The organism is Actinokineospora sp. UV203 (assembly GCF_056323665.1).
In genome coordinates this window covers 3571912-3594687 of the sequence record NZ_CM150484.1, presented here as the reverse complement: position 1 = coordinate 3594687, position 22776 = coordinate 3571912, and the positions used below count along the sequence as shown (strand labels likewise).

At 67.9% G+C, this 22776-nt stretch carries 23 protein-coding genes and 1 pseudogene; 9 read left to right on the top strand and 15 right to left on the bottom strand.

Features of this window, described 5'->3' with window-relative positions:
• Nucleotides 1-113: 113 nt before the first annotated feature.
• The 3 genes from ACUZ2Y_RS16900 to ACUZ2Y_RS16890 form a co-directional block, all read right to left on the bottom strand.
• Nucleotides 114-1991, bottom strand: a complete 1878-nt coding sequence (locus ACUZ2Y_RS16900) for an ABC transporter ATP-binding protein (RefSeq protein WP_476319882.1) — start codon at nucleotides 1989-1991, stop codon at nucleotides 114-116.
• Nucleotides 1988-3754 carry an ABC transporter ATP-binding protein gene (locus ACUZ2Y_RS16895; RefSeq protein WP_476319880.1) on the bottom strand — a complete coding sequence of 589 codons (1767 nt, stop codon included), beginning with the start codon at nucleotides 3752-3754 and terminating at the stop codon, nucleotides 1988-1990. Before ACUZ2Y_RS16895 ends, ACUZ2Y_RS16900 begins: the two co-directional genes overlap by 4 nt.
• A gap of 118 nt (nucleotides 3755-3872) precedes the next feature.
• Entirely contained in the window at nucleotides 3873-4445 is a 573-nt protein-coding gene (locus ACUZ2Y_RS16890; protein ID WP_476319878.1) for a dihydrofolate reductase family protein, read from the bottom strand.
• Between the two features lie 165 nt (nucleotides 4446-4610).
• Between ACUZ2Y_RS16890 and ACUZ2Y_RS16885 the strand changes: the two genes are divergently transcribed.
• The 5 genes from ACUZ2Y_RS16885 (at nucleotide 4611) to ACUZ2Y_RS16865 (ending at nucleotide 7190) form a co-directional block, all read left to right on the top strand.
• A complete protein-coding gene (locus ACUZ2Y_RS16885) occupies nucleotides 4611-4856 on the top strand; it encodes a hypothetical protein (protein WP_476319875.1) in 246 nt (81 codons plus the stop codon).
• Between the two features lie 158 nt (nucleotides 4857-5014).
• Nucleotides 5015-5350: a helix-turn-helix domain-containing protein gene (locus ACUZ2Y_RS16880; RefSeq protein WP_476319873.1), complete on the top strand. Its 336-nt coding sequence runs from the start codon at nucleotides 5015-5017 to the stop codon at nucleotides 5348-5350.
• 79 nt (nucleotides 5351-5429) lie between these two features.
• Nucleotides 5430-6233, top strand: coding sequence for an ImmA/IrrE family metallo-endopeptidase (locus tag ACUZ2Y_RS16875; RefSeq protein ID WP_476319871.1), 804 nt, complete (start codon nucleotides 5430-5432; stop codon nucleotides 6231-6233).
• Nucleotides 6230-6844: a PIN domain-containing protein gene (locus tag ACUZ2Y_RS16870; protein WP_476319869.1), complete on the top strand. Its 615-nt coding sequence runs from the start codon at nucleotides 6230-6232 to the stop codon at nucleotides 6842-6844. The genes ACUZ2Y_RS16875 and ACUZ2Y_RS16870 overlap by 4 nt, the downstream gene beginning before the upstream one ends.
• A 67-nt stretch (nucleotides 6845-6911) precedes the next feature.
• Nucleotides 6912-7190 carry a hypothetical protein gene (locus ACUZ2Y_RS16865; RefSeq protein WP_476319867.1) on the top strand — a complete coding sequence of 93 codons (279 nt, stop codon included), beginning with the start codon at nucleotides 6912-6914 and terminating at the stop codon, nucleotides 7188-7190.
• Here ACUZ2Y_RS16865 and ACUZ2Y_RS16860 read toward each other — a convergent pair.
• From ACUZ2Y_RS16860 to ACUZ2Y_RS16805, 12 genes and pseudogenes are all read right to left on the bottom strand, one after another.
• A pseudogene (locus ACUZ2Y_RS16860) lies at nucleotides 7187-7789 on the bottom strand (MFS transporter); the annotation flags it as partial. The gene ACUZ2Y_RS16865 and the pseudogene ACUZ2Y_RS16860 overlap by 4 nt on opposite strands.
• A gap of 201 nt (nucleotides 7790-7990) precedes the next feature.
• Nucleotides 7991-8983 carry a septation protein SepH gene (gene sepH, locus ACUZ2Y_RS16855; RefSeq protein WP_476319865.1) on the bottom strand — a complete coding sequence of 331 codons (993 nt, stop codon included), beginning with the start codon at nucleotides 8981-8983 and terminating at the stop codon, nucleotides 7991-7993.
• A 176-nt stretch (nucleotides 8984-9159) separates the two neighbouring features.
• Nucleotides 9160-10296 carry a phosphoserine transaminase gene (gene serC, locus ACUZ2Y_RS16850; RefSeq protein WP_476319863.1) on the bottom strand — a complete coding sequence of 379 codons (1137 nt, stop codon included), beginning with the start codon at nucleotides 10294-10296 and terminating at the stop codon, nucleotides 9160-9162.
• Nucleotides 10297-10472: 176 nt separating this feature from the next.
• On the bottom strand, nucleotides 10473-11018 hold the full coding sequence (locus ACUZ2Y_RS16845; RefSeq protein WP_476319860.1) for a DUF8189 domain-containing protein: 546 nt from the start codon (nucleotides 11016-11018) through the stop codon (nucleotides 10473-10475).
• A gap of 112 nt (nucleotides 11019-11130) precedes the next feature.
• Nucleotides 11131-12492 carry a serine hydrolase domain-containing protein gene (locus tag ACUZ2Y_RS16840; protein WP_476319858.1) on the bottom strand — a complete coding sequence of 454 codons (1362 nt, stop codon included), beginning with the start codon at nucleotides 12490-12492 and terminating at the stop codon, nucleotides 11131-11133.
• 22 nt (nucleotides 12493-12514) lie between these two features.
• Nucleotides 12515-13132 (bottom strand): response regulator, encoded by a 618-nt coding sequence (locus ACUZ2Y_RS16835; protein ID WP_476319856.1) that lies wholly within the window; start codon nucleotides 13130-13132, stop codon nucleotides 12515-12517.
• Nucleotides 13129-14274 carry a sensor histidine kinase gene (locus ACUZ2Y_RS16830; RefSeq protein ID WP_476319854.1) on the bottom strand — a complete coding sequence of 382 codons (1146 nt, stop codon included), beginning with the start codon at nucleotides 14272-14274 and terminating at the stop codon, nucleotides 13129-13131. The genes ACUZ2Y_RS16835 and ACUZ2Y_RS16830 overlap by 4 nt, the downstream gene beginning before the upstream one ends.
• Nucleotides 14271-15083: an ABC transporter permease gene (locus tag ACUZ2Y_RS16825; protein ID WP_476319852.1), complete on the bottom strand. Its 813-nt coding sequence runs from the start codon at nucleotides 15081-15083 to the stop codon at nucleotides 14271-14273. The genes ACUZ2Y_RS16830 and ACUZ2Y_RS16825 overlap by 4 nt, the downstream gene beginning before the upstream one ends.
• Nucleotides 15080-15910 carry an ABC transporter ATP-binding protein gene (locus ACUZ2Y_RS16820; RefSeq protein WP_476319850.1) on the bottom strand — a complete coding sequence of 277 codons (831 nt, stop codon included), beginning with the start codon at nucleotides 15908-15910 and terminating at the stop codon, nucleotides 15080-15082. The genes ACUZ2Y_RS16825 and ACUZ2Y_RS16820 overlap by 4 nt, the downstream gene beginning before the upstream one ends.
• Nucleotides 15911-15969: 59 nt before the next feature.
• A complete protein-coding gene (locus ACUZ2Y_RS16815; protein ID WP_476319848.1) occupies nucleotides 15970-16149 on the bottom strand; it encodes a DUF397 domain-containing protein in 180 nt (59 codons plus the stop codon).
• Nucleotides 16150-16154: 5 nt separating this feature from the next.
• Nucleotides 16155-16988, bottom strand: a complete 834-nt coding sequence (locus ACUZ2Y_RS16810) for a helix-turn-helix domain-containing protein (protein WP_476319846.1) — start codon at nucleotides 16986-16988, stop codon at nucleotides 16155-16157.
• Nucleotides 16989-17064: 76 nt separating this feature from the next.
• Entirely contained in the window at nucleotides 17065-18231 is a 1167-nt protein-coding gene (locus ACUZ2Y_RS16805) for a citrate synthase 2 (RefSeq protein ID WP_476319844.1), read from the bottom strand.
• 322 nt (nucleotides 18232-18553) lie between these two features.
• Between ACUZ2Y_RS16805 and pdxH the strand changes: the two genes are divergently transcribed.
• The 4 genes from pdxH (at nucleotide 18554) to ACUZ2Y_RS16785 (ending at nucleotide 22744) form a co-directional block, all read left to right on the top strand.
• Entirely contained in the window at nucleotides 18554-19213 is a 660-nt protein-coding gene (pdxH, locus tag ACUZ2Y_RS16800; RefSeq protein ID WP_476319841.1) for a pyridoxamine 5'-phosphate oxidase, read from the top strand.
• Between the two features lie 101 nt (nucleotides 19214-19314).
• On the top strand, nucleotides 19315-20433 hold the full coding sequence (locus tag ACUZ2Y_RS16795) for a hypothetical protein (RefSeq protein WP_476319839.1): 1119 nt from the start codon (nucleotides 19315-19317) through the stop codon (nucleotides 20431-20433).
• A 59-nt stretch (nucleotides 20434-20492) separates the two neighbouring features.
• The gene (locus ACUZ2Y_RS16790) at nucleotides 20493-21368 is read left to right on the top strand and encodes a hypothetical protein (RefSeq protein ID WP_476319837.1); all 876 of its coding nucleotides are present in this window, start codon (nucleotides 20493-20495) and stop codon (nucleotides 21366-21368) included.
• Between the two features lie 125 nt (nucleotides 21369-21493).
• Nucleotides 21494-22744: an MFS transporter gene (locus ACUZ2Y_RS16785; RefSeq protein ID WP_476319835.1), complete on the top strand. Its 1251-nt coding sequence runs from the start codon at nucleotides 21494-21496 to the stop codon at nucleotides 22742-22744.
• Nucleotides 22745-22776 lie beyond the last annotated feature (32 nt).

Here is a 22776-nt window from a genome sequence, read left to right as displayed (position 1 = left end):
AGCTCCTTGGTTGTTCAGCTGTGCTGTCATCAGTGCGACGAACGGGAGGTGTGCCGAATCGACACCTCGCGCCGAAAAGTTCTGACGCGTCGATTCGCCACCTTGGTGCTCGGTCAGGCCAGGGAATCCTGCCAGGCGGTGTGGAGGTCCGCGAAGTGACCGGTGTTCGCGATCAAGTCCGCTGGGGTGCCGTCCTCCACGATTCGGCCATCGGCCACCACGAGCACCCGGTCGGCGATCAAGACCGTCGACAGGCGGTGGGCGATGATCAACGCCGTGCGGTCCGCCAACACCGACTCCAGTGCCGTCTGGACTGCCCGTTCCGTCGGCACGTCCAAGCTCGAAGTAGCCTCGTCCAGCACCAGAACCGCTGGGTCCGCAAGGAAAGCGCGCGAGAAGGCGACCATCTGGCGTTGGCCCGCCGACAGCCTGCCCCCTCGCTTGCGGACGTCGGTGTCGTAGCCCTCCGGCAGTGCCTCGATGAACGTGTGGGCGCCCACCGCCTGTGTCGCTGCTTCGATCTCCAGGCGGGAGGCGTCGGGACGGCCGAGGGCGACGTTGTCCGCGACCGAGCCGGCGAACAGGAAGTTCTCCTGGGTCACCATCACCACCGACCGGCGAAGGTCCACATCGGACACTGACCGCAGGTCGATCCCATCCAGCAGTACCGCGCCGGATGACGGGTCGTAGAAGCGGGCGACGAGCTTGGCCACAGTTGACTTGCCCGCGCCGGTCGCGCCCACCAACGCCACCGTTTGGCCTGCCGGGATGGTCAGGTCGAACTTCGGCAGGACCACCGGGCCCGTCGCGGAGTAGCGGAACTCCACCTGGGCGAACTCCACCGACCGGCCGCCCGCGTGTGGTGGCAGGGTGACGGGGTCCTTCGGGTCCAGGACGTCGGGCTCCTCCTCCAGCAGGCCGGAGATCTTCTCCAGGGCGGCGGTCGCCGAGGTGTAGGAGTTGGCGACCATGGCCAGGTCGTCCAGCGGGTCATAGAACCGGCGCAAGTACAGGGTGAACGCCGTGAGGACACCAAGTTCCAGCCCGCCGTTGGCAACCCGGTAGGCGCCGATGGCCAGGACCACGGCCAGCGACAGGTTGCCCACCAACCGAACCGTCATGGTGAACCGTGCGACCACGTTGAGAGCCGTGCTGTTCGCGCCGCGGAAACTTTCGTTCAATTCATCCATAATGGACTCGTTGCGGGATTCGCGGCGGAAGGCCTGTACGGCACGCATGCCGTTCATGGTCTCGACGAACTGGACGATGATCTTCGCGATCGCGCCGCGGGTGTCGCGGTAGGCCTGGCCCGAGTTGCGGTAGAACCATCTGGTCACCAGCAAAAGCGGGATGAAGCCGGCGAGCACCAGCAGGGCCATCGGGGTGTCCAGCACGAGCAGCAGCACCGCGATACCCACGACGGACAGGATGGCCGACAGCAGGTCGTCGAGGCCGTCCTCCAGCAGGTCGTCGAGGGAGTCGAGGTCGCTGGTGAGCCTGGAGATCACCTTCCCGGACGTGTAGGACTCGTGGAACGACAGCGAAAGCCGTTGCGAGTGCCGGAAAATGCGCATCCGCAGGTCCAGCAGCACGTCCTCGCCGATCCGCCCGGACAGCCGGAGGAACAGGTACCGCAGCCCGGCCGAACCGACGCTGGTGATGACGTACGTGGCCACGCACCACGCCATCACCGAGGGATCGCCGTCGATCGCCGCGGGGATGCCGGAGTCGATGGCGATCGCGATGATCAGTGGGCCCGCCAGGGTCGCGGCGTTGTCGGCCACGACGAACAGCAGCGCGAGCAGCGCCTGCCCCAGGTGCGGGCGGATCAACGAGCGCAGCAGCGTGCGGGAGCGCGCCTTTAGCTTGAGGCTCGTCGCGTACGCGACCTCCTCGGTGTCCTCGGCGGCGACCCCGCGCCAGGCCTCGGCCTCACGCGGGCTCTCGACGCTGTCCTTGGCGTGGTCGGCGGCGTCCTGCGGCGCGCTCACGTGCTCACCTCCTCGCGGTCCAAAGTGGACAAAAGAGCCCGGTAGTCTTCGTTGTTCGCCAACAGGTCCGAGTGGTTGCCGACGGCAACAATGCGCCCGCCGTCGAGCATCGCGACCCGGTCGGCCAACTGCACGGTGCTCGGCCGGTGGGCCACCACCAACGCGGTCACGTCCTTGAGCACACTGCGCAGCGCGTGTTCGACCTCCGCCTCGGTGTGCACGTCGAGCGCCGACAGCGGGTCATCGAGCACGAGGACCTGCGGCCTGCCGACCACCGCTCGGGCGAGGGCGAGCCGCTGTCGCTGGCCGCCGGACAGCGACAAGCCCTGCTCGCCGATCCGTGTGTCCAGCCCCCACGGCAGGTTGTCGACGAACTCCTCCGCCTGCGCGATCCGCAGGGCCTCGCGGACCTGTGCGTCGGTCACGTCCTCCGCGCCGAGTGCCACGTTCTCCCGGACGCTCGCGGAGAACAGCACCGGCTCCTCGAATGCCGTCGCGACCGCGGTGCGCAGGTCGTCGAGCGTCAGGTCCCGCACGTCCACGCCGTCGATCGTGACCCGCCCGGCCGTCACGTCGGCCAGCCGCGGCACCAGCGCGGTGAGCGTCGTCTTGCCCGACCCGGTCGACCCGACCAGCGCGATCGTCTCGCCCGGGCGCACGTCGAGGTCGATCCCGCGCAGGGTGTCCCGCTCGGCGCCCGGGTACCGGAAGTGGACGTTCTCGAACCGAAGGCTGCCCACACCGTCGGCGGGCAGGCGCTTCGGCTCGGCCGGATCGGTCACGGTGACCTCGGCGTCGCGGACTTCCCAGTACCGCTCACACGCCGTCGCGGCGTCGTTGGTCTCCGCCAGCAACCACCCGATCGAGTCGGTCGGCCAGCGCAGATACGTCGCCACCGTGATGCCCGCAACCAGGGTGCCAACCGTCATCGACCCCTCGACGACGCCGGTCGCACCGAACAGCAGCATGGCCCCGATCCCCAGCTCGGGCAGCATGATGATCGCCGCCCACAGGATTGCCAGGACCCGGATCTTGTGCAGCTCCGTCTTCCGCAGCTCCTTCGCCTCCGCCGCGAACCGCTCCGCCAGGTGCCCGCCGCGCCCGAAGGCCTTGAGCACCCGGATGCCCAGGACCGATTCCTCGACGGTTGTCGCCAAATCGCCGGCTTGGTCCTGCGAACGCCGCGACAGCACCGAGTACTTCGACTCGTACTGCGTGGAGATCAGCACCAGCGGCGCAGTGCAGATCAGCGTGATGAGTCCGAGGGTGGGGGACAGGACGAACAGCACCGTGAGCCCGGCCAGCAGCGTCAGGGTGTTCACCACCAGGAAGACCACCCCGAACGCGATGTACCGGCGCAAGGTGGACAGGTCCGACACCGCCCGGGACAGCAGCTGCCCGGACTGCCACCGGTCGTGGAACGCGATCGGCAGCCGCTGCAGGTGCTGGTAGAGGTCCATCCGCAGGGCGGCCTCGACCTGCGTGCTCGGCCGCACGATGAGCTTGCGGCGCACGTAGAACAGGACCGCCTCAGCGGACCCGAGCGCCGCCACCGCCAGCACCAGCCAAGGCAGCAAAGAGGTGTCCCGCGCGGCGACGGGACCGTCGAGGATGCGCATGATGATCAGCGGGATCGTCAGACCGCACACCATCGAGCCGAGCACAGCCACCGCGGAGCCGATCATCCGCCCGCGGACCGGTCGCAGGTACGGCACGAGCCTGAGCAGCACCCAGACCCGAGTGCCCTGCCGCCGCGTGTCCATGAGGCCCCCTGTCGCCTCGATTGACGGTAGCCACGGAGCGTGTCCGGGTCATCTGAATTACGAGCGTGCCCCCTCCAGCGCGGTAGAGGTCAAGCCGTGGGTTGTGTCTGGTGGTGGCTCAGCGACGGACGCGGTAGCGGATGTGGGTGGCCTCCGGCGTGTCGATCACCCGGACGATCTCCAACTCGATCTCCGCGGGCAAGACGTCGAACAGCCGACGGCCACGACCGAGCAGCACCGGGATCTGATGAATCTGCACCTCATCGAGCACCCCGGCCTCGAGCGCCCGTTGCCCGGTGTACGCGCCGCGCACCTGCACATCCCGGTCCCCGGCGGCGGCCTTCGCCTGCGCCATCGCGCTTTCGATTCCGTCGGTCACGTACGTCACCAGCGGATAACCCCAACGCGCTGCCGGACCGGGCGGCCGGTGACTGGGCACGAAGATCGGAAGACCGCCGTGATCGCCGCCCCAGTGGTCCATGAGCTCGGCTGTGCGCCGTCCCGAGAGGACCGCACCCGCGGCGTTCCACTCGTCCTGGAATTGCCTGGTCACCTCGGACAGCGGGCCGGACTCCCCGGCCGCGTCGGCCCACTTGTGCAGCCGCTCGCCGTCCTCGCCGCCGAGGAAGTCATCTGGATCGGCGATGTACCCGTCGAGCGACACCGACATGTCGAGCACTGACTTGGACATTGCGCACTCCTGCTGTCTCGATCTGTTCCGCGCTGACATCTGTGCGACGATCGGCGCGCGCCGGGATCGACCAGCTTGGCCGAATTCCTCCAAGCGTGCGCTGGTGACAGCGACTCACACCGTCGAAGTCAAGCCGTCCTTTGTAGAGCACGGCATGATGGAATCATGACTCGACCGCAAGCCGTGCGCTTCCTGCGCACTGAGCCGAGCATGGCCTTCACCGGGGGCCGGTTGCTGGCGCTGCGTGACGGGGTGGTTTACGTCCTCGCCCCTGATGGGTGGGCCCGGCTGGGCCGGGAACGGCCGTCGACCGCGGTGTGGATCGAACGGGAAGCCGCCGAGGACTGGTGCGAGCTGGAGGGCTGGGACCTGCACCTGCTCGACGCTGTGCCGGTTCCGGGGATGCTCTAGAGCTGCGCCTGACAGTTCGACACCGAGTCGGTCCGAGCGTTTGATCCAGGGCATCTGGCTGATCCCACCGGGCCGCTCAGGATGGCGCCCCATCTCGCGCCGAGCTACACTGAATCATATGCATCGATCATGATTCAGTCTTGGAATGGATGGTTAGGGTGACGACTGGGATCGGCGCGCTGATTGAGCGTGCCCGTGTTGCCGCGGGTATTAGCCAGCGTGCCCTTGCGGACGCGACCGGTATCTCGCAGCCCACTTTGTCGCGGATCATCTCGGGGGATCGGCAGGCGAAGATGCCGGAGGTGGTGGCGATCGCGTGGGCAACCGGGCATACGGTCGCCCAACTCACCGAGGCTCGGACGGTGGCCGACCGGACGCAGTCCGTGGCACGAGCAACTAACGACGCTGACATGGATCGCATGCGGGAGGCGCTGCTGCATTTCGTGGAACTGAACGACTACCTGGATGACCAGTTCATCCCGAACACGGTCTGACACGAGGTAGATGACCTTGAACGCCGAGACTGAGGGACGTACCGCCGCGGCGCGGTTCCGTCGGGACCACCATTTGGGCGTGCAGCCGCTGGGTGACCTTGTGGCGGTCATCGAGCAGGCGACGGGGTTCGACGTGGCCATCCTCGACGTAGGCCCGGATGAGCACGGCCTCACGATGCGGGATCCGGTGCGCGACGCCGTGTTCATCGGTGTCGCACGCACCCGAAACGCGATGCGGCAACGCAGCACGCTCGCCCATGAACTCGGGCACGTGCTGTTCGAGGACTGGGCAGACGCACCCGCGGGCAATCGGAGAGGCCGGCCCGCTGCGGAGATTCGGGCCGACGTCTTCGCTCGGCACCTGCTCGTGCCGGTCGAGGGCTTGCGAGAGTTCCTCGGAAACCGAAAGTCGATGACCCGATCCACCCTCTCTACGATCGTTCAGCGCTTCCTCGTATCACCACAGATCGCGGCTATTGCGCTGAATCAGGCCGGATACATCGATGAGGCCACAAAACAGGAGTGGAAGGCGTTGACCGCGCCACAGTTGGCCGCCCGGTTCGGGTGGAGCGACCAGTACCGCGCGTTGCAGACCGACTCCGATCAGAGGAGAGCGCCGCAACGACTGCTTGCCCGCGCCATCAGCGGCTACGCGGAGGGGGTGCTGTCCGCGCAGGCAATCGCCACCTTGCGCGGCATCACGCTGGAGGCCGCTGAGGCGGACTTGCGCGAGGCGGATGTCGTGCCCGCCGAGCATCCGATCGCGTGGGCCGATCCCGCGGAATTGCCTGACGTGCAAGTGGACCTGGCGGCATTGGATGAGGCTCTCAACAACCCGGACGATGATGACCATCAGACAGTCGCGGAGAGTGCCGCGGAATGAGTCACCGGCCGATCATCGACGCCGGACCCGGCCTGAACTTCTTCTCTATCAACCAGGAGCGTCTCCTCATTGGCGTCCTTGGGAAGCTCAGCGCCCCAGAGACCGTGCGGAACGAGGTGGTTCGCAAGTCCGAGCAGGATGGACGCTTCCGCGCCGCCGCCGCGGTCTGGTGCAAGTTGACACCCACATGGATGGAGGTGCTCTCCGATGACCAGACACCCGAACTCGCGGCTGTCGTCCACCGGATCACCCGGCAACCCATGGAACAACGGCTGAAACACCCGAAAGACCTGGGCGAGACCATGGTCATCGCGCACGCGGTGGTCGCCGCTGAAGCAGGCGAGACAGTAACCGTGCTCATCGATGAGGGGGAAGGGACAATTACTGTCACTTCAGAAATCAACCGGCTCCGAAGACTCCGTGCCAGTGGTCGTGTTGTCGGGTCGATCAGGCTGGTGAGCACGCTGACAGTGCTGGAGCGCGCTGCGGGCAGTCAGCACATCCCCGACAAGCCCGCGATGCAGACCATCTATGCCCGCCTGCGCGGCCTGGATGACGGCCTACCGCCGATAGAAAAAACCAACCTTCTGAAGTCTGCGCGCTGGTGCTGAGATGTTGCGGATCCGACCAGGTCACAGTGACGGTTCGGCGGTGCTCCATCAGTTGGCGACACCTCGAATGAGCAAATGGGACCGCGACGCCATTGACCTGGTCGAGCCGGGTTTCATCGAGTTCGTCCGGGACGGGAGCGGCCAGTTCGGCTTCTTTCCCGTCCCTGGCAGGCTGGACTACCGTCCGGTCGAGCGGGACGGCCGGACCGGTGTCGAGTCCACCTGGGAGGGTGACGAGGGCGGCCAGGTTAGCGGGCGCGGCAGGGCGACTCTTGTCGACGACGAGACGATCAATGGGCGTCTGTTCTTCCACATGGGACGACTCAAGTTTCCGGGGATGCTCTAGCCGCGGGCCGGGCTCGGGGCCGACTCAGGCTCGGGCCGTGGTGTGTGGTCGTGCCGGGGCAGCAGCAGCGGAGTCGCGAGCATGACCACGCCCGCGACGGCGATCGCGGTGCGGGTGCTGGTGAGTCCCGCCAACACGCCCCACAGCGCGGTCAGGGCCGCGGTGGTGGCTTTGCTGGTGATCGACCACGCGGACAGGGTGCGGGCGATTCGGTCCGACGGGAGCTGGTCGAGCCGGTAGGTGGCGAACACCGGGTTGAACAGGCCCATGCAGGTGATCAGCCCGAACTCGACGCCGATGACCAACGCCAGGCCGGTGACGCCGGGGTGGATGAAGGCCAGCCCGAGCAGCCAGCAGGCGCGCAGGGTGCCCGCGGTGAGCATGACCCGGTGCCGCCCGAACCGTTCGACCACACCGTGGGACAGCCGCGCGCCGATGAGGCCGCCGACGCAGGGGAGCGCGAACGCCAGGCCGTACTCCCATGGCGTGAACCCGAGTTCACCCAGCATCAGGACGGCGATGAGCGGAGCGCAGGCCATGATCAGGCCGCTGACCAGGATCGTGTTGAACAGCAGCAGGCGCAGGGTCGGGTGGGCGAGGCGACGCACCCGACGACGAGCCCTGCGAAGACCACCGTCGCAAGTACGAGTTGCCAGTCGTCGTGGACCATGGAGGGACGGCTGACCAAGCCGTTGTGTTGAACGTCGCCGCGTGGCGGCGGCGGGAGCCCTGACGGCGCTAGGTCGGACATGCGAAAAGGCGGCCCCCAGACATCTGGGGACCGCCTTCTCGTCGGTCGGTCAGCCCCGGTTGGAGCGGGTGCCGAGCAGGACGTCCTCCCACGAGGGGACGATCGGCCGGGCCTTCTTGCTCGCCTTCGGCCGCCGGGGCGGTTCAGGCTTGCGGGCGGGCTCGTCGATCAGGGCGTTCTCCGGCTCGTCGCTTTCGCGGGGGGCAGGCTCTTCCTCGACGGACTCGGCCGTGGCCTGCTCCTCGACGATCTCGGCGGGAGCTTCCTCGACTGTGTCCACCAATTCCTCCACCTGCGGAGCGGGCTCCGGGGTCAGTTCGAAATCTTCCACCACGAAGTCCGTCGTGGGCGCCTCCGAGCCGTTGACCGCCGCGGGCAGTTCGGCCGGACGCTCAGCCGTGTCCAGGTCCATGGCCGCCTGGGCGAGCTGGGTGACCGGGCGGACCGTGCGCAGCGGACGGTTGGGCTGGGGGTCGAGCAGGTCGCGGGCGTGGTCGTCCAGCGGGGTGACCGTGCCGCCGTGGGCGCCGGGGTGGAACGACCAGTGGGCGCGGTTGAGCGACCTACCGGCCGTCCAGCTCAGCTGCACGACCCACTTGTTGTCCTCGCCGCGCCACGAGTCCCAGTTGGCGACCGCGTAGTCCTGGCCGCGCAGGCCGAAGGAGTGCGCGACGACCTCGCCGAGCGTCTGCACGTCCGGGCCGTCTTCACGGATCGGGTGTGCGCGTTGGGCGAGGTCGGCGGTGCGGGACCGCTCCAGTAATACCGGGTAGGCGTAACGCTCGACCTTGTGAGTCGGGACGCCCGCCGCCTCGGCGACCTGCTCCACGGACTCTCCGGCACGGATACGGGTCTGGATCTCTCGTGGACGCATCTGGCTCTCCAGCTCGATTTCGATCTGGCCGAGTCGGGTGACGTCTCCTCGGGCGGCCGCACGCAGCCGCTCGTCCGCGGGAAGAGTGAAACGCTCGCCACGCGCCGAGTCTTCGCAGATGACGGTCTTGCCGTCATCTCCGAGCCCGACGACCCGCAGCGCGCGCATCGTGCACCTCCATACGATCTGAGCAGACTTCACTCGCCAGCGTCCCACGGTAGATCGGCGAGTCGCCTTGACGAACTAGGCGCGCCGTTACCCAAGGGATATCCCGAATGATCTTGCCGTATTCGAACGTGCGGCGCACCAAGGTTGTGATCGTTCACCCGTTCGCGTATCTGGGCCTAGCCCAGGCGCTCCACGACCCAATCGATGGCGCTGGTCAGCAGGCTCACGTCGTCCGGTTCGATCGCCGGGAACATCGCCACGCGCAGCTGGTTGCGGCCGAGCTTGCGGTACGGCTCGACGTCGACGATGCCGTTGGCGCGCAGGACCTTCGCCACCTGGGCGGCGTCGACCGCGTCGGTGAAGTCGATCGTGCCGACGACCTGCGAGCGGTGCGCCGGGTCGGCGACGAACGGCGTGGTGAACTCGCCCTTCTCGGCCCAGCTGTACAGCCTGCTCGACGAGTCCTTGGTGCGCGCGACAGTCCAGTCGAGGCCGCCGTTGCCCAGCATCCAGTCGATCTGCTCGGCCAGCAGGAACAGCGTCGAGATAGCCGGGGTGTTGTAGGTCTGGTCTTTGACCGAGTTGTCGACAGCGGTGGTGAGCGACAGGAACTCGGGGATCCAGCGGTCCGACGCGCCGATTTCCGCGACCCGGGCCAGCGCGGCCGGGCTCATCAGCGCCAGCCAGAGACCGCCGTCGGAGGCGAAGGACTTCTGCGGCGCGAAGTAGTAGACGTCGAAGTCCTCGGCCTTGACCGGCAGGCCGCCCGCGCCGGAGGTGGCGTCGATGGCGACCAGCGCGTCACCGGACCCCGCGGGGCGCACGATCGGCATCTGCACGCCGGTGGAGGTCTCGTTGTGCGCCCAGCCGACCAGGTCGGTGCCCTCGGCGTAGGCGATCTCGGGCGCGGTGCCCGGCTCGGCCTTGACCACGACCGGCTCGCCCAGGAACGGCGCGCCCTTGGTCACGGCGGCGAACTTCGACGAGAACTCGCCGTTGGTGAAGTGCTGCGAGCGCTCGCGCACCAGGCCGAACGCGGCCGCGTCCCAGAACGCGGTGGCGCCGCCGTTGCCCAGCACGACCTCGTAGCCCTCGGGCAGCGAGAACAGCTCACGCAGGCCGCCGCGCACCCGCCCGACCAGCGACTGGACCGGCTTCTGCCGGTGGGAGGTGCCGAGCAGCTTGGCGCCCTCGGTGGCCAGCGCGGCCACCTGCTCCGGGCGGACCTTCGAGGGTCCGCAGCCGAAGCGCCCGTCGGAGGGCAGCAGTTCGGCGGGCAGCACCAGCGTGCTCGGGTCGGCGGTCTGGGTCATCTCTTCGGCGCCTTTCGGTACTGCGACGACTGTGGGACCCCGGCGACGGTGACGGGCTGTCCCCAGTCTCGCACGACCGCTCAGACCCGCCACACGATGACCGGCAGGCGGGAAAGGTGCTGGTCGGACGGGGCGAGCCCCGCGTCCACCATGGACGCGGGGCTCACCGTGCGTGCCTAGTACCAGCCGGTCCACGGGCCGGAGGACGGCGCGGACTGCGCCTTGCAGTGATAGATGTTGTCCGGCCCCCAGGCGCAGACCTCGATGCGCCCGTCCCACAGGTAGTGGGCGTCGGGGGAGCTGACGAGGTAGCCGCCGAGGCCACCCCAGCCGCTCCAGCCGCCGGGCGCGCCTGCCTGCTGCCAGATGTGGTACATCTGGTTGCCGCCGCCGATGCCGAACACCTCGAGCGCGCAGTTGGTGTTCCGCGCGACGTCGACGTCGTACATCAGCCATCCGCCCAGGCCGACCCAGCCCGACCACGCGCCCCCGGGGCTCACCTGGTAGCGGTGGATGAGGGTGCGGGCGGAGGAAATCGTGAACTCCTCCCACCGGCCGTCGCAGTTCTGGATGCCGACGATCGTGCCCGCCGCGGTGGCGGTGGTGACGGACTCGGCGGGCGGCGGGGCCGCGTTCGCCGGTGTGGCGATGACAAGTGTCGCGAGCAGGCTTGCCCCCGCGGCCAATGCGACCCCGAAAGCCTTGAGACGTGTGGACAACAAGGTGTTCTCCCTCCCCGGAAAGACGCTGGGGCGGTCATGGCCCCGGCGCCGGGCCCGGTGGTCCGAGCTCCACGTCAAGGATGTCGATCACTTGTTGCCAAAAACTTGCCGGCTACTCGCGGGTGCGCCAGCCGGTCTCGTCGACGCCGCCGGGGATGGCGTCGGGGGTGCCGTACGGCTCGCGGGTGAAGACGAAGGTGGCCAGGTCGAAGTGGCTGGGGGCGCCGTCGGCGTCGCGGTGCAGGACCAGGGTCTCGCCCGCGTAGTAGCCGTCGAGGCCGGTCCAGGTGTCGCGGCCTTCCGGGCGGAAGCGGGACTGCCTGCCGACACCGGAGACCGGGGCCAGTCGCAGCCAGCCCTCGGGCAGCAGCCGCAGCAGGTACGGGGTCGGGCCCCAGTGCCACAGGCCGGTGAGGCTCAGCAGCTCCGGGTCGGCCTCGGCCATCGGCTCCCACTCGGCGGGCAGCGCCGGCTCCAGCTCCTCGACCAGGTTGATCAGGTCGTGCGACAGGCCGACGACCGGCACCCCGGCGGTCGAGTTGGCCATGGTCAGCGCGCCCGTGCCGGTGCGCCAGTCGATGAGCGCGCTCGCCAGGAAGCCGGGCATCGAGCCGCTGTGGCCCGACAGGCGCCGACCGCCCAGGCGCATCGCCTCGAAGCCGAGGCCGTAGCCCATGGTCCACGCGTCGTTGTCGTCCACGTGGACCGGCGTGCGCATCTCCGCGACGGTGTCGGGGTGCAGCACGTCGCCGGTGTCCCCGCCGATGAAGCGGACCCAGCGGGCCAGGTCGTGCACCGTCGACCACAGCTGCCCGGCCGGGGCCATGGCGCCCGCGTCCGGGGTGGGCTCGTTGAGCAGGACGTCGGCGAAGGGGTGCACAGCCCATCCGAGCGCGGCGGGCGCCTCCGGCTGCGGGGTGGTGCGAGTCATGCCGAGGGGCGCGAGGATCTCGGTGTCGAGCGCCTTGAGCCAGCTGGTTTCGCGCACGCGCGCGACCAGTTCACCGAGGACGCCGTAGCCGACGTTCGTGTAGTGGAACCGCGCGCCGGAGCGGTGGCGCAGCGCGTTCTGGGTGAGGCTGGTCTGCAGCGCCGTCCAGTCGTCGCCTACGGCGCGCTCCCACCACAGACCGGGCGACTCCGAGGTCAGGCCTGCGGTGTGCGAGAGCAGCTGCGCGATGGTGACGTCGCCGAACGACGTGCCCTGCAGGTGCTTGTCGAGCGGGTCGTTCAGGTCGAGCAGGCCCTCGTCGCGCAGCCGCATGACCAGGACCGCGATGAACGTCTTGGTGATCGACCCGATCCGGTACTGGGTGTCGGTGGTCGGCGCCTGGCCGTCGACCTTGCCCCGGGCCCCCGTCCAGACCACGGCGCCGTCGCGGACGACAGCCGCGACCAAGGAGGGGGCGCGGCTCTCCGCCTGCGCCGTCGCGATCCGGCGGAGCAGGGCGAAGTCGGTTGTCTGCTGCAGCATGGAATGAATTGTGGGTCATAAATCAACCCAATAACCCCATGGAGATGGCCTTTGTGACCGCGGCCGTCCGGTCCGAGACGCCAAGTTTATCGAACGATCGAACCAAATGGGTCTTTACAGTCGCCTCGCTGATGTGTAACGCCCGGCCGACGTCGGCATTGGTCATGCCCTGCCCGACCAGCTTGAGGACCTCCCGCTCCCGCGCGGAAAGTGCCTGCTTGGCGGGGGTGCGGACACTGCGGACGAGCTTCCCGGCGACCGACGGCGCGAGCACCGTCTCACCTCGGCTGGCGGCCCGGACGGCGTCGGCCAATTCCATGGTGGACGCGTCTTTCAACAGATATCCGGACGCGCCCGCCTCGACCGCGCGCAAAATGTCCGTATCCGTTTCGTAGGTAGTGAGCACCACCACCGCGGAACCACCCTCGGCGACGATCTTCGCGGTCGCGCCCGCGCCGTCGAGACCGGGCATCCGCAGGTCCATCAGGATCACCTGCGGGCGCAGCGCGCGGGCCACGGCCACCGCTTCCTCACCGGAGCCCGCCTCGCCGACGACGGTCAGGTCGGGTTCGGCTTCGAGCATCCCGCGCAGCCCCGCGCGGACCACCGGGTGGTCGTCCACCAGCAGCACCGTGATCATCCGAGCACCTCCACCGTCACCGTGGTCCCCGCGCCCGATGCGGATCGGACCGACACCGTCGCGGCCACCTGCTCCGCCCGCGCGCGCATGCCGCGCAGCCCGAACCCGCCGGTCTGGCCGTCCGGGTCGAAGCCCACACCGTCGTCGGTGACGCGCAAAGTGACTCCCTGGTCGGTCTGGGTGAGGCTGACGTCCACGCTGGACGCCGCCGCGTGTTTGCGGACGTTGGCCAGCGCCTCCTGCGCCGCGCGCAGCAGCAGGACCTCCACACCGGTCGGCAGCGGCGCGGCGCCCTCGGCGTGGAACCGCGCGTCGACCCCGGTCTCGGCGCGCAGCCGCTCGACCTGCCTGCCCAGCGCGTCGGCGAGCGACCCGCCGGACAGCGCGGACGGTGCCAGGGCCGCGACCAAAGCCCGTGCCTCGGCGAGGTTTTCCCGCGCGGTCCGCGCCGCCAGGTCGAGCAGCCGCCGGGCCTTCTCGGAGTCCACTTCGGACTCCGCGGCCTGCACCAGGGTGATGATGCTGGTGAAGCCCTGGGCGAGGGTGTCGTGGATCTCGCCCGCCAGCCGGGCCCGCTCGGCGTTAACCCCGGCCTCATGGGACAGCCGCGCCACCTCCGCGCGGCTGCTCTCCAACTCGGTGATCAGCACGGCCCGCTCCTCGCTCTGACGCACGATCCGGTGGATGTAGGTGCCGATGAGCAGGGAGAACGCCAGACCGAAGAACGCCAGACCGAAGTCGTGCGGTCCGAAGGAAACGCCTGCGACGAGCGCGGAGAAGATCGGCGGCAAGATGTTGAACAGCGCGACGAGCGGCGCGGAGATCCGCAGCCGGAAGGTCATGAACACCATCGGGCAGATCATGAACAGCGCGTAGGTGCTCACCGGGGTGAACGCGACGGCGGTGAAGAACAGGGCGGCCAGCCCCGCGACGAACACCGTGCCCCGCGGGTTGTCGTCGGTGAGGATGACCCGGCGGCCGTACAGGCCGTACCACGCGACGAGCGCGGTCAGGGCGATCAGCGCCCCCGCCTGCCGGTCGACGGGCTGGGTGCCGGTCACGACGAGCACCACGACCGCGGCGTAACCGAGCGCGAAGTACACGTCCCAGATCCACCGCGCCCGGTCCCACGCCTGCGTCATCCGGCTCGCCGCTCGCTCCACCGGAACGTCAGCAGGCACAGCACCAGACCGATCACGCACCACGCCCCCAAGACCAGTGCCGTCATCCCGTGCTCCCATGAGCCCGCCACCTCCCCGACCATCATGCTGTCCGGCAGGAACACCGAGCGGAAGCCCTGGCCCATCCACTTGACCGGGAAGAACGACGCGACGGTCACCATCGGGCCGGGCAGCACCGAGATGTGCACGAAGATGCCGGAGGTGAACTGCAGCGCGATCACCGGCAGGTTCAGCACCGCGGGCGCGCTCTTGCCGGACTTGGCCAGCGAACTGGCGGCGATACCCAGCAGCGTGCAACTCAGGACAGACAGAGCGAGCAGCCAAGCCAGTGTCAGCCAACGCGCCGGGTCGGTGGGCAACGACAGGTCAAAGAGCAGCACGCCGACAGCGAGCAGCAGGATCACTTCGGCCAGTGTCGCCACCGCGACCAGGACGATCTTGCCGACGAAGTACGCGCTCGCGGTGACCGGTGTGCCGCGCAGGCGTTTTAGCGTGCCGTCCTCGCGGTCGATCGCGATGCCGACGCCGGTGGTCAGGAAGGCCGTCGACAGGATTCCGTAGGCGATCATGCTGGCGGCGAAGACCTGGCTCATCGGCACGGTCAGGCCCGGGTCGGTCTTGTTGAAGATCGAGCCGAGCAGGATCAGCAGGAAGGCAGGGAAGGCGAAGGTGAAGATCACGGCTTCCTTGGCGCGGAAGAACATGCGGAGTTCGGCCTGACCCCTCGACAGGCCGACGCTCGCGGTTCCGGGAAGAGCTCCGGTGCTCATGCCTTCGCTCCGATCAGGTCGAGATAGACGTCTTCCAGCGTCGGCTGGTGCACCCGCAGACCGGTGATCTCCCGCCCGGCCAGCGCGACGACGGCGCCGGTCGGATCGTCTGTCTGGAGTTCGTGGGGGCCGGTGTGGTCGGTCCAGGTGACGGTGGCCTGCGCGGTCTCGCGCCCGCCGAGCGTCGCGGGCGTCCCCTCGGCGACGATGCGCCCGTCCGCGATCACCGCCAGGCGGCTCGCGAGGGCTTCGGCCTCGTCGAGGTAGTGGGTGGTGAGCAGGATGGTCGTGCCGTCGCCTGCCAAGGTCCGCACGAGGTCCCAGAACTGGCGGCGGGCCTGCGGGTCGAACCCGGTAGTCGGCTCATCGAGGAAGAGCAGTTCGGGGTTGCCGACGATCCCTAGAGCGACGTCCACGCGCCTGCGTTGTCCCCCCGACAACGACCTGATGCGCGCGTTCGCTTTCTCGGTAAGGCCGCAGACGTCGATGACATCGGTGACAGACCGGGGATTCGGGTAATAACCGGCGTAGTGCTTGACCGTCTCGGCGACGGTCAGCTCGGCGCTGTCGGTCGCGGTTTGCAGGACGATCCCGATGCGGGAGCGCCAGTGCCTGCCTGCTTTGCCGGGGTCCTCGCCGAGGACGGTGGCGTCGCCGCTGGTGCGGTGGCGGTGGCCTTCGAGGATTTCGACGGTGGTGGTCTTGCCTGCGCCGTTAGGACCCAGGAGGGCGAAGACCTCGCCCTTGGCGACGTGGAGGTCGATGCCTGCCACGGCGGTGTTGTCGCCGTAGTTCTTGCGTAAGCCGCGGACTTCGATCGCGTTCATGACTCGATCGTTTCCCGGGACCGGCAGGCCCAGGGACGCCCGAAGCACTGAACCTCATGTCATCCGATCGGTTGACACTCCGCGAGGAGATGAGGAGTCCAGGACGACACGGGGAGGCGCAGCATGCCCGAATCGGGAGCCTTGGAGTCACGCAGGCGAACCTCGGTCGAGTAGGCCACCTCGACACAGTCTGCTTGGGCTCCATCGCTGAAGCTGGACTTCCGCCACTCTCCGCGCATGCGTTTCAGCTCCGTTCATGGTCCGCCGCAACCATGGCCAGCAAGTTCACCGAATCGGTGGAATCGAAAGCCATCTTTGCCAGCCTAACCGCCTCGTTGCGGAGCATGCGACTGCCGCCCGGGTTGTCGAGAAAGCCTGAAACGGCTCGGTGCTCGACGTAGACGAGCGGTGGTGCGTCGGCGAATCCGAGGACGTTGAAGGTGCCGGGGCTGCTGTATTGGCTGTATTTGAAGGGGATCACGCGAATCTCGATGTTGGGCAGCTTCGCCCGTTCGATCAACTGCCGGATCTGTGTGGCCATCACGTGGGAGCCGCCTATGGGCCTGCGCAGCGTGGCTTCGTCGAGGACGGCGAGGTAGTCGGGCGCACCGGGCTTGGTGAGGACCTTCTGCCGCTCCAACCGATCGGCCAGGAGCTTCGGCACGTCCTCAGACATGACGTCATTGATGATTGCCTGCGCATAGGCCTGGGTTTGGAGCAGTCCAGGGACGTTGGCCGGGGCGAAGTTGAAGATCGAGGAGGCCTGCGACTCGAAGTTGGCCAAGGCGGGCACCAGCTCCTTGAGCTGATGATCGGTCTCCAGCCAGCCGGGTGCGGTCACCGTCTCGACCAAAGCCATGATCCGCTTGCGTTCCTTGCCGACCACGCCGTAGATCGCCAGCATGGCCGACACTTCTGCCACCGTGGCGGACCGTCTGGCTTTCTCGATCCGGTTCAGGGTGGCGCTCGAAACACCGATTCGGTCGGCGGCTTGCCGTGTCGTCAACCCCGCCCGCACGCGCAGGGCTGCCAGTTCCGTCCCCAGGGCACGCATTCGCGCCGGAAGGCGATCGCTCATCCGCCAATGTGATCAGCGGCGGGGTGTCACCGCAAACTCCACGAACGGATGAGCGATCTCCAGGGGTGAAACAGGATCAGTGGTGGGCGATGTTGTCCCAGCCCTCGACCTCTTCCGGCTTACGAGGGGCGGGGCCGATGTACTTCGCGGCCGGACGGACCAGCTTGCCCGTGCGCTTCTGCTCCATGATGTGCGCGCACCAACCAGCAGTCCGGGCACAGGTGAACATCGCGGGCATCATGTGCGGCGGGACCTGGGCGAAGTCCAGAATCACCGCGGCCCAGAACTCGACGTTGGTCTCGATCGCGCGGTCCGGGCGTCGCTCGCGCAGTTCCTCCAGCGCGGCCTGCTCCAGGGCCACCGCCACGTCGTAGCGCTCGGCACCCAGTTCCTTGCAGGTGCGGCGCAGCACGCGGGCGCGTGGGTCCTCGGCCCGGTAGACCCGGTGGCCGAAGCCCATCAACCGCTCCTTGCGGTCGAGGATGCCCTTGACGAACTTGCGGGCGTCGCCGTTCTTCTCGACCTCTTCGAGCATCGGCAGCACGCGGGCCGGGGCGCCGCCGTGCAGCGGGCCGGACATGGCGCCGATCGCACCCGACAGCGAAGCCGCGACGTCGGCGCCGGTGGAGGCGATGACGCGGGCGGTGAAGGTGGAGGCGTTGAGGCCGTGCTCGGCGCCGGAGACCCAGTACGCGTCGACTGCCTGGACGTGCTTGGGGTCGGGCTCGCCGCGCCAGCGGGTCATGAAGCGCTCGGTGATCGAGTTGCACTCGTCGATGCGCTTCTGCGGGACCGCGGGCTGGTGGATGCCGCGCGCGGACTGCGCCACGTACGACAGGGCCATGACCGACGCGCGGGCGAGCTGGTCGCGCGCTTCGTCGTCGGAGATGTCGAGCAGCGGCTGGTAACCCCAGATCGGGGCGAGCATGGCGAGACCGGCCTGCACATCGACCCGGACGTCGCCGGAGTGCACGGGCAGCGGGAACGGCTCGGCGGGCGGCAGGCCCGGCCCGAAACGGCCGTCGACCAGCAGGGCCCACACGTTGCCGAATGTCACGTGGCCGACGAGATCCTCGATGTCGACACCGCGGTAGCGCAGGGCGCCGCCGTCACGGTCCGGCTCGGCGATCTCCGTGCGGAAGGCGATGACGCCTTCGAGGCCGGGGCGGAAACCGTCATCCGGTTCTACCGCCGCCGCAAGTGTCTTATCTGCTTTGTCGATGTCCTGCACTGCGTTGTGCATTGTCTCGCCTTTCGCGCCATGTCCCCGACGGATTCGCGCAGCGGCAGCGGCGTCAAGACAGGTCGCCGTCGCCGAGCACCACTGCACGGCTGGGCAAACCTTGCTCCTCATACCACCCGGTTAGCAATCGTTCACGGCGGTGTCTTCGGTCACGATCCAGTGGATCGATTCAGCTTGTTGACCTTCAACAGCCTGTAACACGGGTGAGCACGATCGTTCGATTGGCGTGGCAGCTGTCACCGGCCGGGCGGTTTCCGTTCACCTCGATTACCCGTAACGTCCCTTGTCGGCGGGATCCGACGGGTTGGCGGAGGAGATACGGATGGCGGACGGCGACATCACCTTGGAACTGCCGACCATGCGGGTGGCCTACAAACAGGGTGCGCTCACCGAGACCGACCTGGCGACGACTTGGCACGAGCAGCTGCAGCTCTGGCTCGACGCGGCCCGCCAGGCAGGTGTCGCCGAGCCGAACGCCATGGTCCTGGCGACCGCCAACGCCGAGGGAATGCCGTCCTCGCGCGCTGTCCTGGCCAAGGGCCTTGACGAGCGTGGCCTGGTGTTCTTCACCAACTACACCTCCGCGAAGAGTCACGACCTGATGGCCACCCGGTACGCGTCGGCGACCTTCCCGTGGTTCGCGATGCACCGGCAGGCCACCATCCGCGGCACGGTCGAGAAGGTGTCGGCCGCCGAGACCGCCGAGTACTGGGCCAAGCGCCCCCGCGGCTCGCAGCTCGGGGCTTGGGCTTCGCCGCAGTCGATCGTCGTCAACGGCCGCGCCACCCTGGAGACCGCGCTGGCCAACGTCGAGCGCCGGTTCGCCGACGCCGAGACCGTGCCGGTGCCACCCCATTGGGGTGGTTGGCGGATCCAGCCGGAGGTCGTCGAGTTCTGGCAGGGCAGGCAGGACCGCATGCACGACCGCCTCCGCTTCCAACTGACCCGCGACGGCTGGCGAGTCCAACGCCTAGGCCCGTAACTCCGCCTATTGTGGCTGCCAACTGACCAAGCTTGCCAAAATCGCCAATTTGTCACCTCGTGGCAAGTGGTGGCATTTGGCAAGTTCTGTAGGCTGCGGGCATGGCTTGGTCTCTGATGGACGAAGAGCGACTGCTCCGCGATGGGGTCGCGGCCCTCCGCGCGGTGCTGGGCCCCACCTGGAGCGTCCAGCAGTTGATCGACGGCGAGAAGTCTGATCAAGGCTACGACGCCGTGTGGGGCGTAGCTCGCCAGACGCCGGGCGAACAGGTTGGGACCATCTTCGTCAACGCGAAGGCGAAACTCACGCCAGCCGCTGTCAAACACGTGCGTCTATCTGAGGCTCACGAGGTCGTCGCGAACTCGACAACCCTGTTGCTTGCACCTTGGTTGAGTCCGCGAACCCGTGAGGTCCTTGAAGAGCGCGGCTTCGACTATCTCGACTTGACAGGCAATATCTCAATTCGACTTGACCGCCCGACGGTCGTCATCAGGACCGAGGGCACCCGACAAGACCCCTCGCCTCCTCAGTCGCCGAAGCGGAGCCTGTCGGGGGCGACAGCCGGACGGCTAGTCCGCGAACTCGTCGATTTCGAGCCGCCGCGGAAGCCCCGGGAACTTGCCACGGCCGCAGGTGTGAGCGAGAGCTACGTGTCCCGTCTGCTCGACATCATGGGCGAAGAAGCACTGATCGATCGTGAAGGCAAGATGATCACCCACATCCATTGGGTGGGACTTCTCAGGGCGAGGGGGTCCAGCCATCAGCTCATGAAGACCAACCGTGTGGTGTCCCTCGTGGCACGCCAAGGGCGCAAGCGGCTGTTGGATCGTCTTCGTGAGGGAAATCATCGTCATCGCCTACTGATGACAGGCACCTTTGCTGCGGCCGCGTTCGCCCCAATCGCTGTCGGCGGCCCATTGATGGCTTACGTGCCACCGTCTTTGCGTGTGGTCGAAGAGATTTCCGCCGACCTGTCGTTGACTCAGGCCGATCACACAGGCGATGCCGACATCCAGTTGCTCGTTCCCTCCCAGGAAGGAGGTGTGTTCGACCGGCCGCACCCCGCCCAGGTCGACGGGATCGACTGCGTCGGACTCAGTCAGCTCGTGCTCGATTGCCTGAGCGGGCCTGGCCGAATGCCTGCTGAAGGGGAAGCCCTGCTCGACTGGATGACGGGATCGGAAAGTCGGTGGCGGCTACCTAGCCCAATCGGGGACTGAGGTCATGCTCTAACTTGATCAGTTCAGTTCTCAAGGGACAAGGTGTGGGGGCCTCACGCGTGTCAAAGATCCCAGCGGGCGTCAACGACCATCAAGAGCTCACAGTCGTCGCGCGACGAGTGCTGCTCGATGCTCTGGAAGCGCTGGCAAGTCAGGCGAGCGCTGTGACGATTGTCGGCGCCCAGGCCGTCTACCTCCGCAGCGTCGACGTCGAACTCGCCGTGGCGTCCTTTACCAGCGACGCCGATCTCGGTCTCGATCCTGACCATCTCGCTGACGCTCCACTTCTCGAACAGGCGATGGCCGATGCGGGTTTCGTTCGGGCTGAGCAGAACCACGTCGGAGCCTGGCTCCGATCAGCGGTCGTCGACGGGCGACCGATCAACATTCCTGTCGACCTTCTCGTTCCTGAGGCGTTCGCGGGGCGCGGAAGTCGCAGCGTCGCGATCCCGCCACACGACAAGCTGTCGGCACGACGGGTGCCCGGGATCGAAGCCGCAGTCGTCGACCATGACGTCATGGAGGTGGTGAGCTTGGATCCCGTCGCCGACACGCGCGCTGTCCGAGCGCAGGTGGCCGGCCCAGCCGCCCTGCTCATCGCCAAGGCATTCAAGATCCGGCAACGCGCGGATGAGAAAGGGCAGGTACGTCTCACTGACAAGGACGCCGGTGATGTCGTCCGTCTGATGATGTCGGATATCGGGCAGCCCGCCGAGGTGGCCGATCGGATTCTGCGCCTACAGACAGACCCGCGCACCGTCGAGACCACCAAGATCGGACTCGGGTACCTGGACGAACTGTTCGCGACTCGTACTGCCCTGGGGACTGGGATGGCGGTGCGGGCGCTGGCCCCGGACGACAGCGTTCTCAGGTTGGCGCCGGCGTACATGCGCGATCTGAAATCCGAACTGCGCGCCGCCTCGCTGTCGAATTGATCGGCGGATGGGACTCTGGTCGCTCGTATGCGCCAGTTGGTGAAAATCACGCGAGAAGTGGGTGTTAGTTGTCCTAGGCTAACGAAGTGACTCTCGACGCCGAGCCTCGCTCTCGATTCCGGACGATGTTCGGCAATGCCCTTATCGACGTCCGGCCGCTGCGGATCAAGGGTTACCGCCGGCTCTGGGTCTCCACTGCCGTCACCGCCGTGGGCAGCCAGCTGACCGCTGTGGCCGTCCCCAAGCAGGTCTACGACCTCACCGGCTCGTCCGCCTGGGTCGGCATCGCCGGCGCGGTCGGGCTGGTTCCACTCCTCATCTTCGGTCTCTGGGGTGGGGCCATCGCGGACGCGCATGACCGGCGGACCGTCATGATCGTCACCAACATCGGGGTCGCCGTGACCTCCGGCCTGCTGTGGCTTCAAGCGTTCGTGTCGCTGGGGTCGGTGTGGACCGTGCTGGCCCTGCTTGGGCTCCAACAGGCCTTCGTCGCGGTCAACATGCCGACCCGCAGCGCCGCCATCGCGCGGCTGGTGCCGGAGGAGCTGATCCCGCAGGCGAACGCGCTCGGCTTCACCACCTTCACCTTCGGCATGGTGTTCGGGCCGCTCGCCGCGGGCGCGCTGATTCCGCTGCTCGGTTTGTCCACTTTGTACCTTGTGGACACCGTCGCGCTGGTGCTCGCGCTGTGGATGGTGACCCTGCTGCCCAAGCTGCCGCCGGGGGAGGGCTCCTCCCGTAAAGCCGGCCTGACCGACATCGCCGACGGCTTCCGCTACCTGCGCGGACGCAACATCCTGCTCGTGTCCTTCCTGGTCGACATCATCGCGATGGTCGCCGGGATGCCCCGCGCGCTGTTCCCGGAGATGGCCGAGCGCACCTTCGGCGACCCGCCCGGCGGCGGGCTCGCGCTGGGCTGGCTCTACGCCGCCATCCCCATCGGCTCCGCGCTGTTCGGCATCTTCTCCGGATGGTTCGCCCGGATGCCCCGGCAGGGCGCGGTGATCACCATCTCCATCATCGTGTGGGGACTGGCGATGGTCGGCTTCGGACTGACCACCGCCCTCTGGCTCGCGGTCGTCTTCCTGGCGATCGGCGGCGGCGCGGACCTGATCAGCGCGGTGCACCGCAGCTCGATGCTGCAAACCGAGGCCACCGACGAGATGCGCGGCCGGATGCAGGGCGTGTTCACCGTCGTCGTCGCGGGTGGGCCGCGCATCGCCGACGTCCTGCACGGGTGGGGCGGCGCCGCGCTGGGCACGGCCGCGGCGGCCACGATCGGCGGAGTCCTGGTGGTGGCCTTGACTATCGCCACGGTCGTGGCGGTCCCGAAATTCTGGCGCTACCGGTTCGAACCGCGGGCGGTCGGTGTTTGACCTTGTGCGACGGTAGTCGGTGGGACAGTCTC

Bases quoted from the DNA above. Each gene is read 5' to 3' on its own strand.
- ACUZ2Y_RS16895 (WP_476319880.1), bottom strand. From the start codon at position 3,754: ATGGACACGCGGCGGCAGGGCACTCGGGTCTGGGTGCTGCTCAGGCTC.
- ACUZ2Y_RS16890 (WP_476319878.1), bottom strand. From the start codon at position 4,445: ATGTCCAAGTCAGTGCTCGACATGTCGGTGTCGCTCGACGGGTACATC.
- ACUZ2Y_RS16885 (WP_476319875.1), top strand. From the start codon at position 4,611: ATGACTCGACCGCAAGCCGTGCGCTTCCTGCGCACTGAGCCGAGCATG.
- ACUZ2Y_RS16870 (WP_476319869.1), top strand. From the start codon at position 6,230: ATGAGTCACCGGCCGATCATCGACGCCGGACCCGGCCTGAACTTCTTC.
- ACUZ2Y_RS16865 (WP_476319867.1), top strand. From the start codon at position 6,912: ATGAGCAAATGGGACCGCGACGCCATTGACCTGGTCGAGCCGGGTTTC.
- sepH (WP_476319865.1), bottom strand. From the start codon at position 8,983: ATGCGCGCGCTGCGGGTCGTCGGGCTCGGAGATGACGGCAAGACCGTC.
- serC (WP_476319863.1), bottom strand. From the start codon at position 10,296: ATGACCCAGACCGCCGACCCGAGCACGCTGGTGCTGCCCGCCGAACTG.
- ACUZ2Y_RS16840 (WP_476319858.1), bottom strand. From the start codon at position 12,492: ATGCTGCAGCAGACAACCGACTTCGCCCTGCTCCGCCGGATCGCGACG.
- ACUZ2Y_RS16835 (WP_476319856.1), bottom strand. From the start codon at position 13,132: ATGATCACGGTGCTGCTGGTGGACGACCACCCGGTGGTCCGCGCGGGG.
- ACUZ2Y_RS16830 (WP_476319854.1), bottom strand. From the start codon at position 14,274: ATGACGCAGGCGTGGGACCGGGCGCGGTGGATCTGGGACGTGTACTTC.
- ACUZ2Y_RS16825 (WP_476319852.1), bottom strand. From the start codon at position 15,083: ATGAGCACCGGAGCTCTTCCCGGAACCGCGAGCGTCGGCCTGTCGAGG.
- ACUZ2Y_RS16820 (WP_476319850.1), bottom strand. From the start codon at position 15,910: ATGAACGCGATCGAAGTCCGCGGCTTACGCAAGAACTACGGCGACAAC.
- ACUZ2Y_RS16815 (WP_476319848.1), bottom strand. From the start codon at position 16,149: ATGCGCGGAGAGTGGCGGAAGTCCAGCTTCAGCGATGGAGCCCAAGCA.
- ACUZ2Y_RS16810 (WP_476319846.1), bottom strand. From the start codon at position 16,988: ATGAGCGATCGCCTTCCGGCGCGAATGCGTGCCCTGGGGACGGAACTG.
- ACUZ2Y_RS16805 (WP_476319844.1), bottom strand. From the start codon at position 18,231: ATGCACAACGCAGTGCAGGACATCGACAAAGCAGATAAGACACTTGCG.
- pdxH (WP_476319841.1), top strand. From the start codon at position 18,554: ATGGCGGACGGCGACATCACCTTGGAACTGCCGACCATGCGGGTGGCC.
- ACUZ2Y_RS16795 (WP_476319839.1), top strand. From the start codon at position 19,315: ATGGCTTGGTCTCTGATGGACGAAGAGCGACTGCTCCGCGATGGGGTC.
- ACUZ2Y_RS16785 (WP_476319835.1), top strand. From the start codon at position 21,494: ATGTTCGGCAATGCCCTTATCGACGTCCGGCCGCTGCGGATCAAGGGT.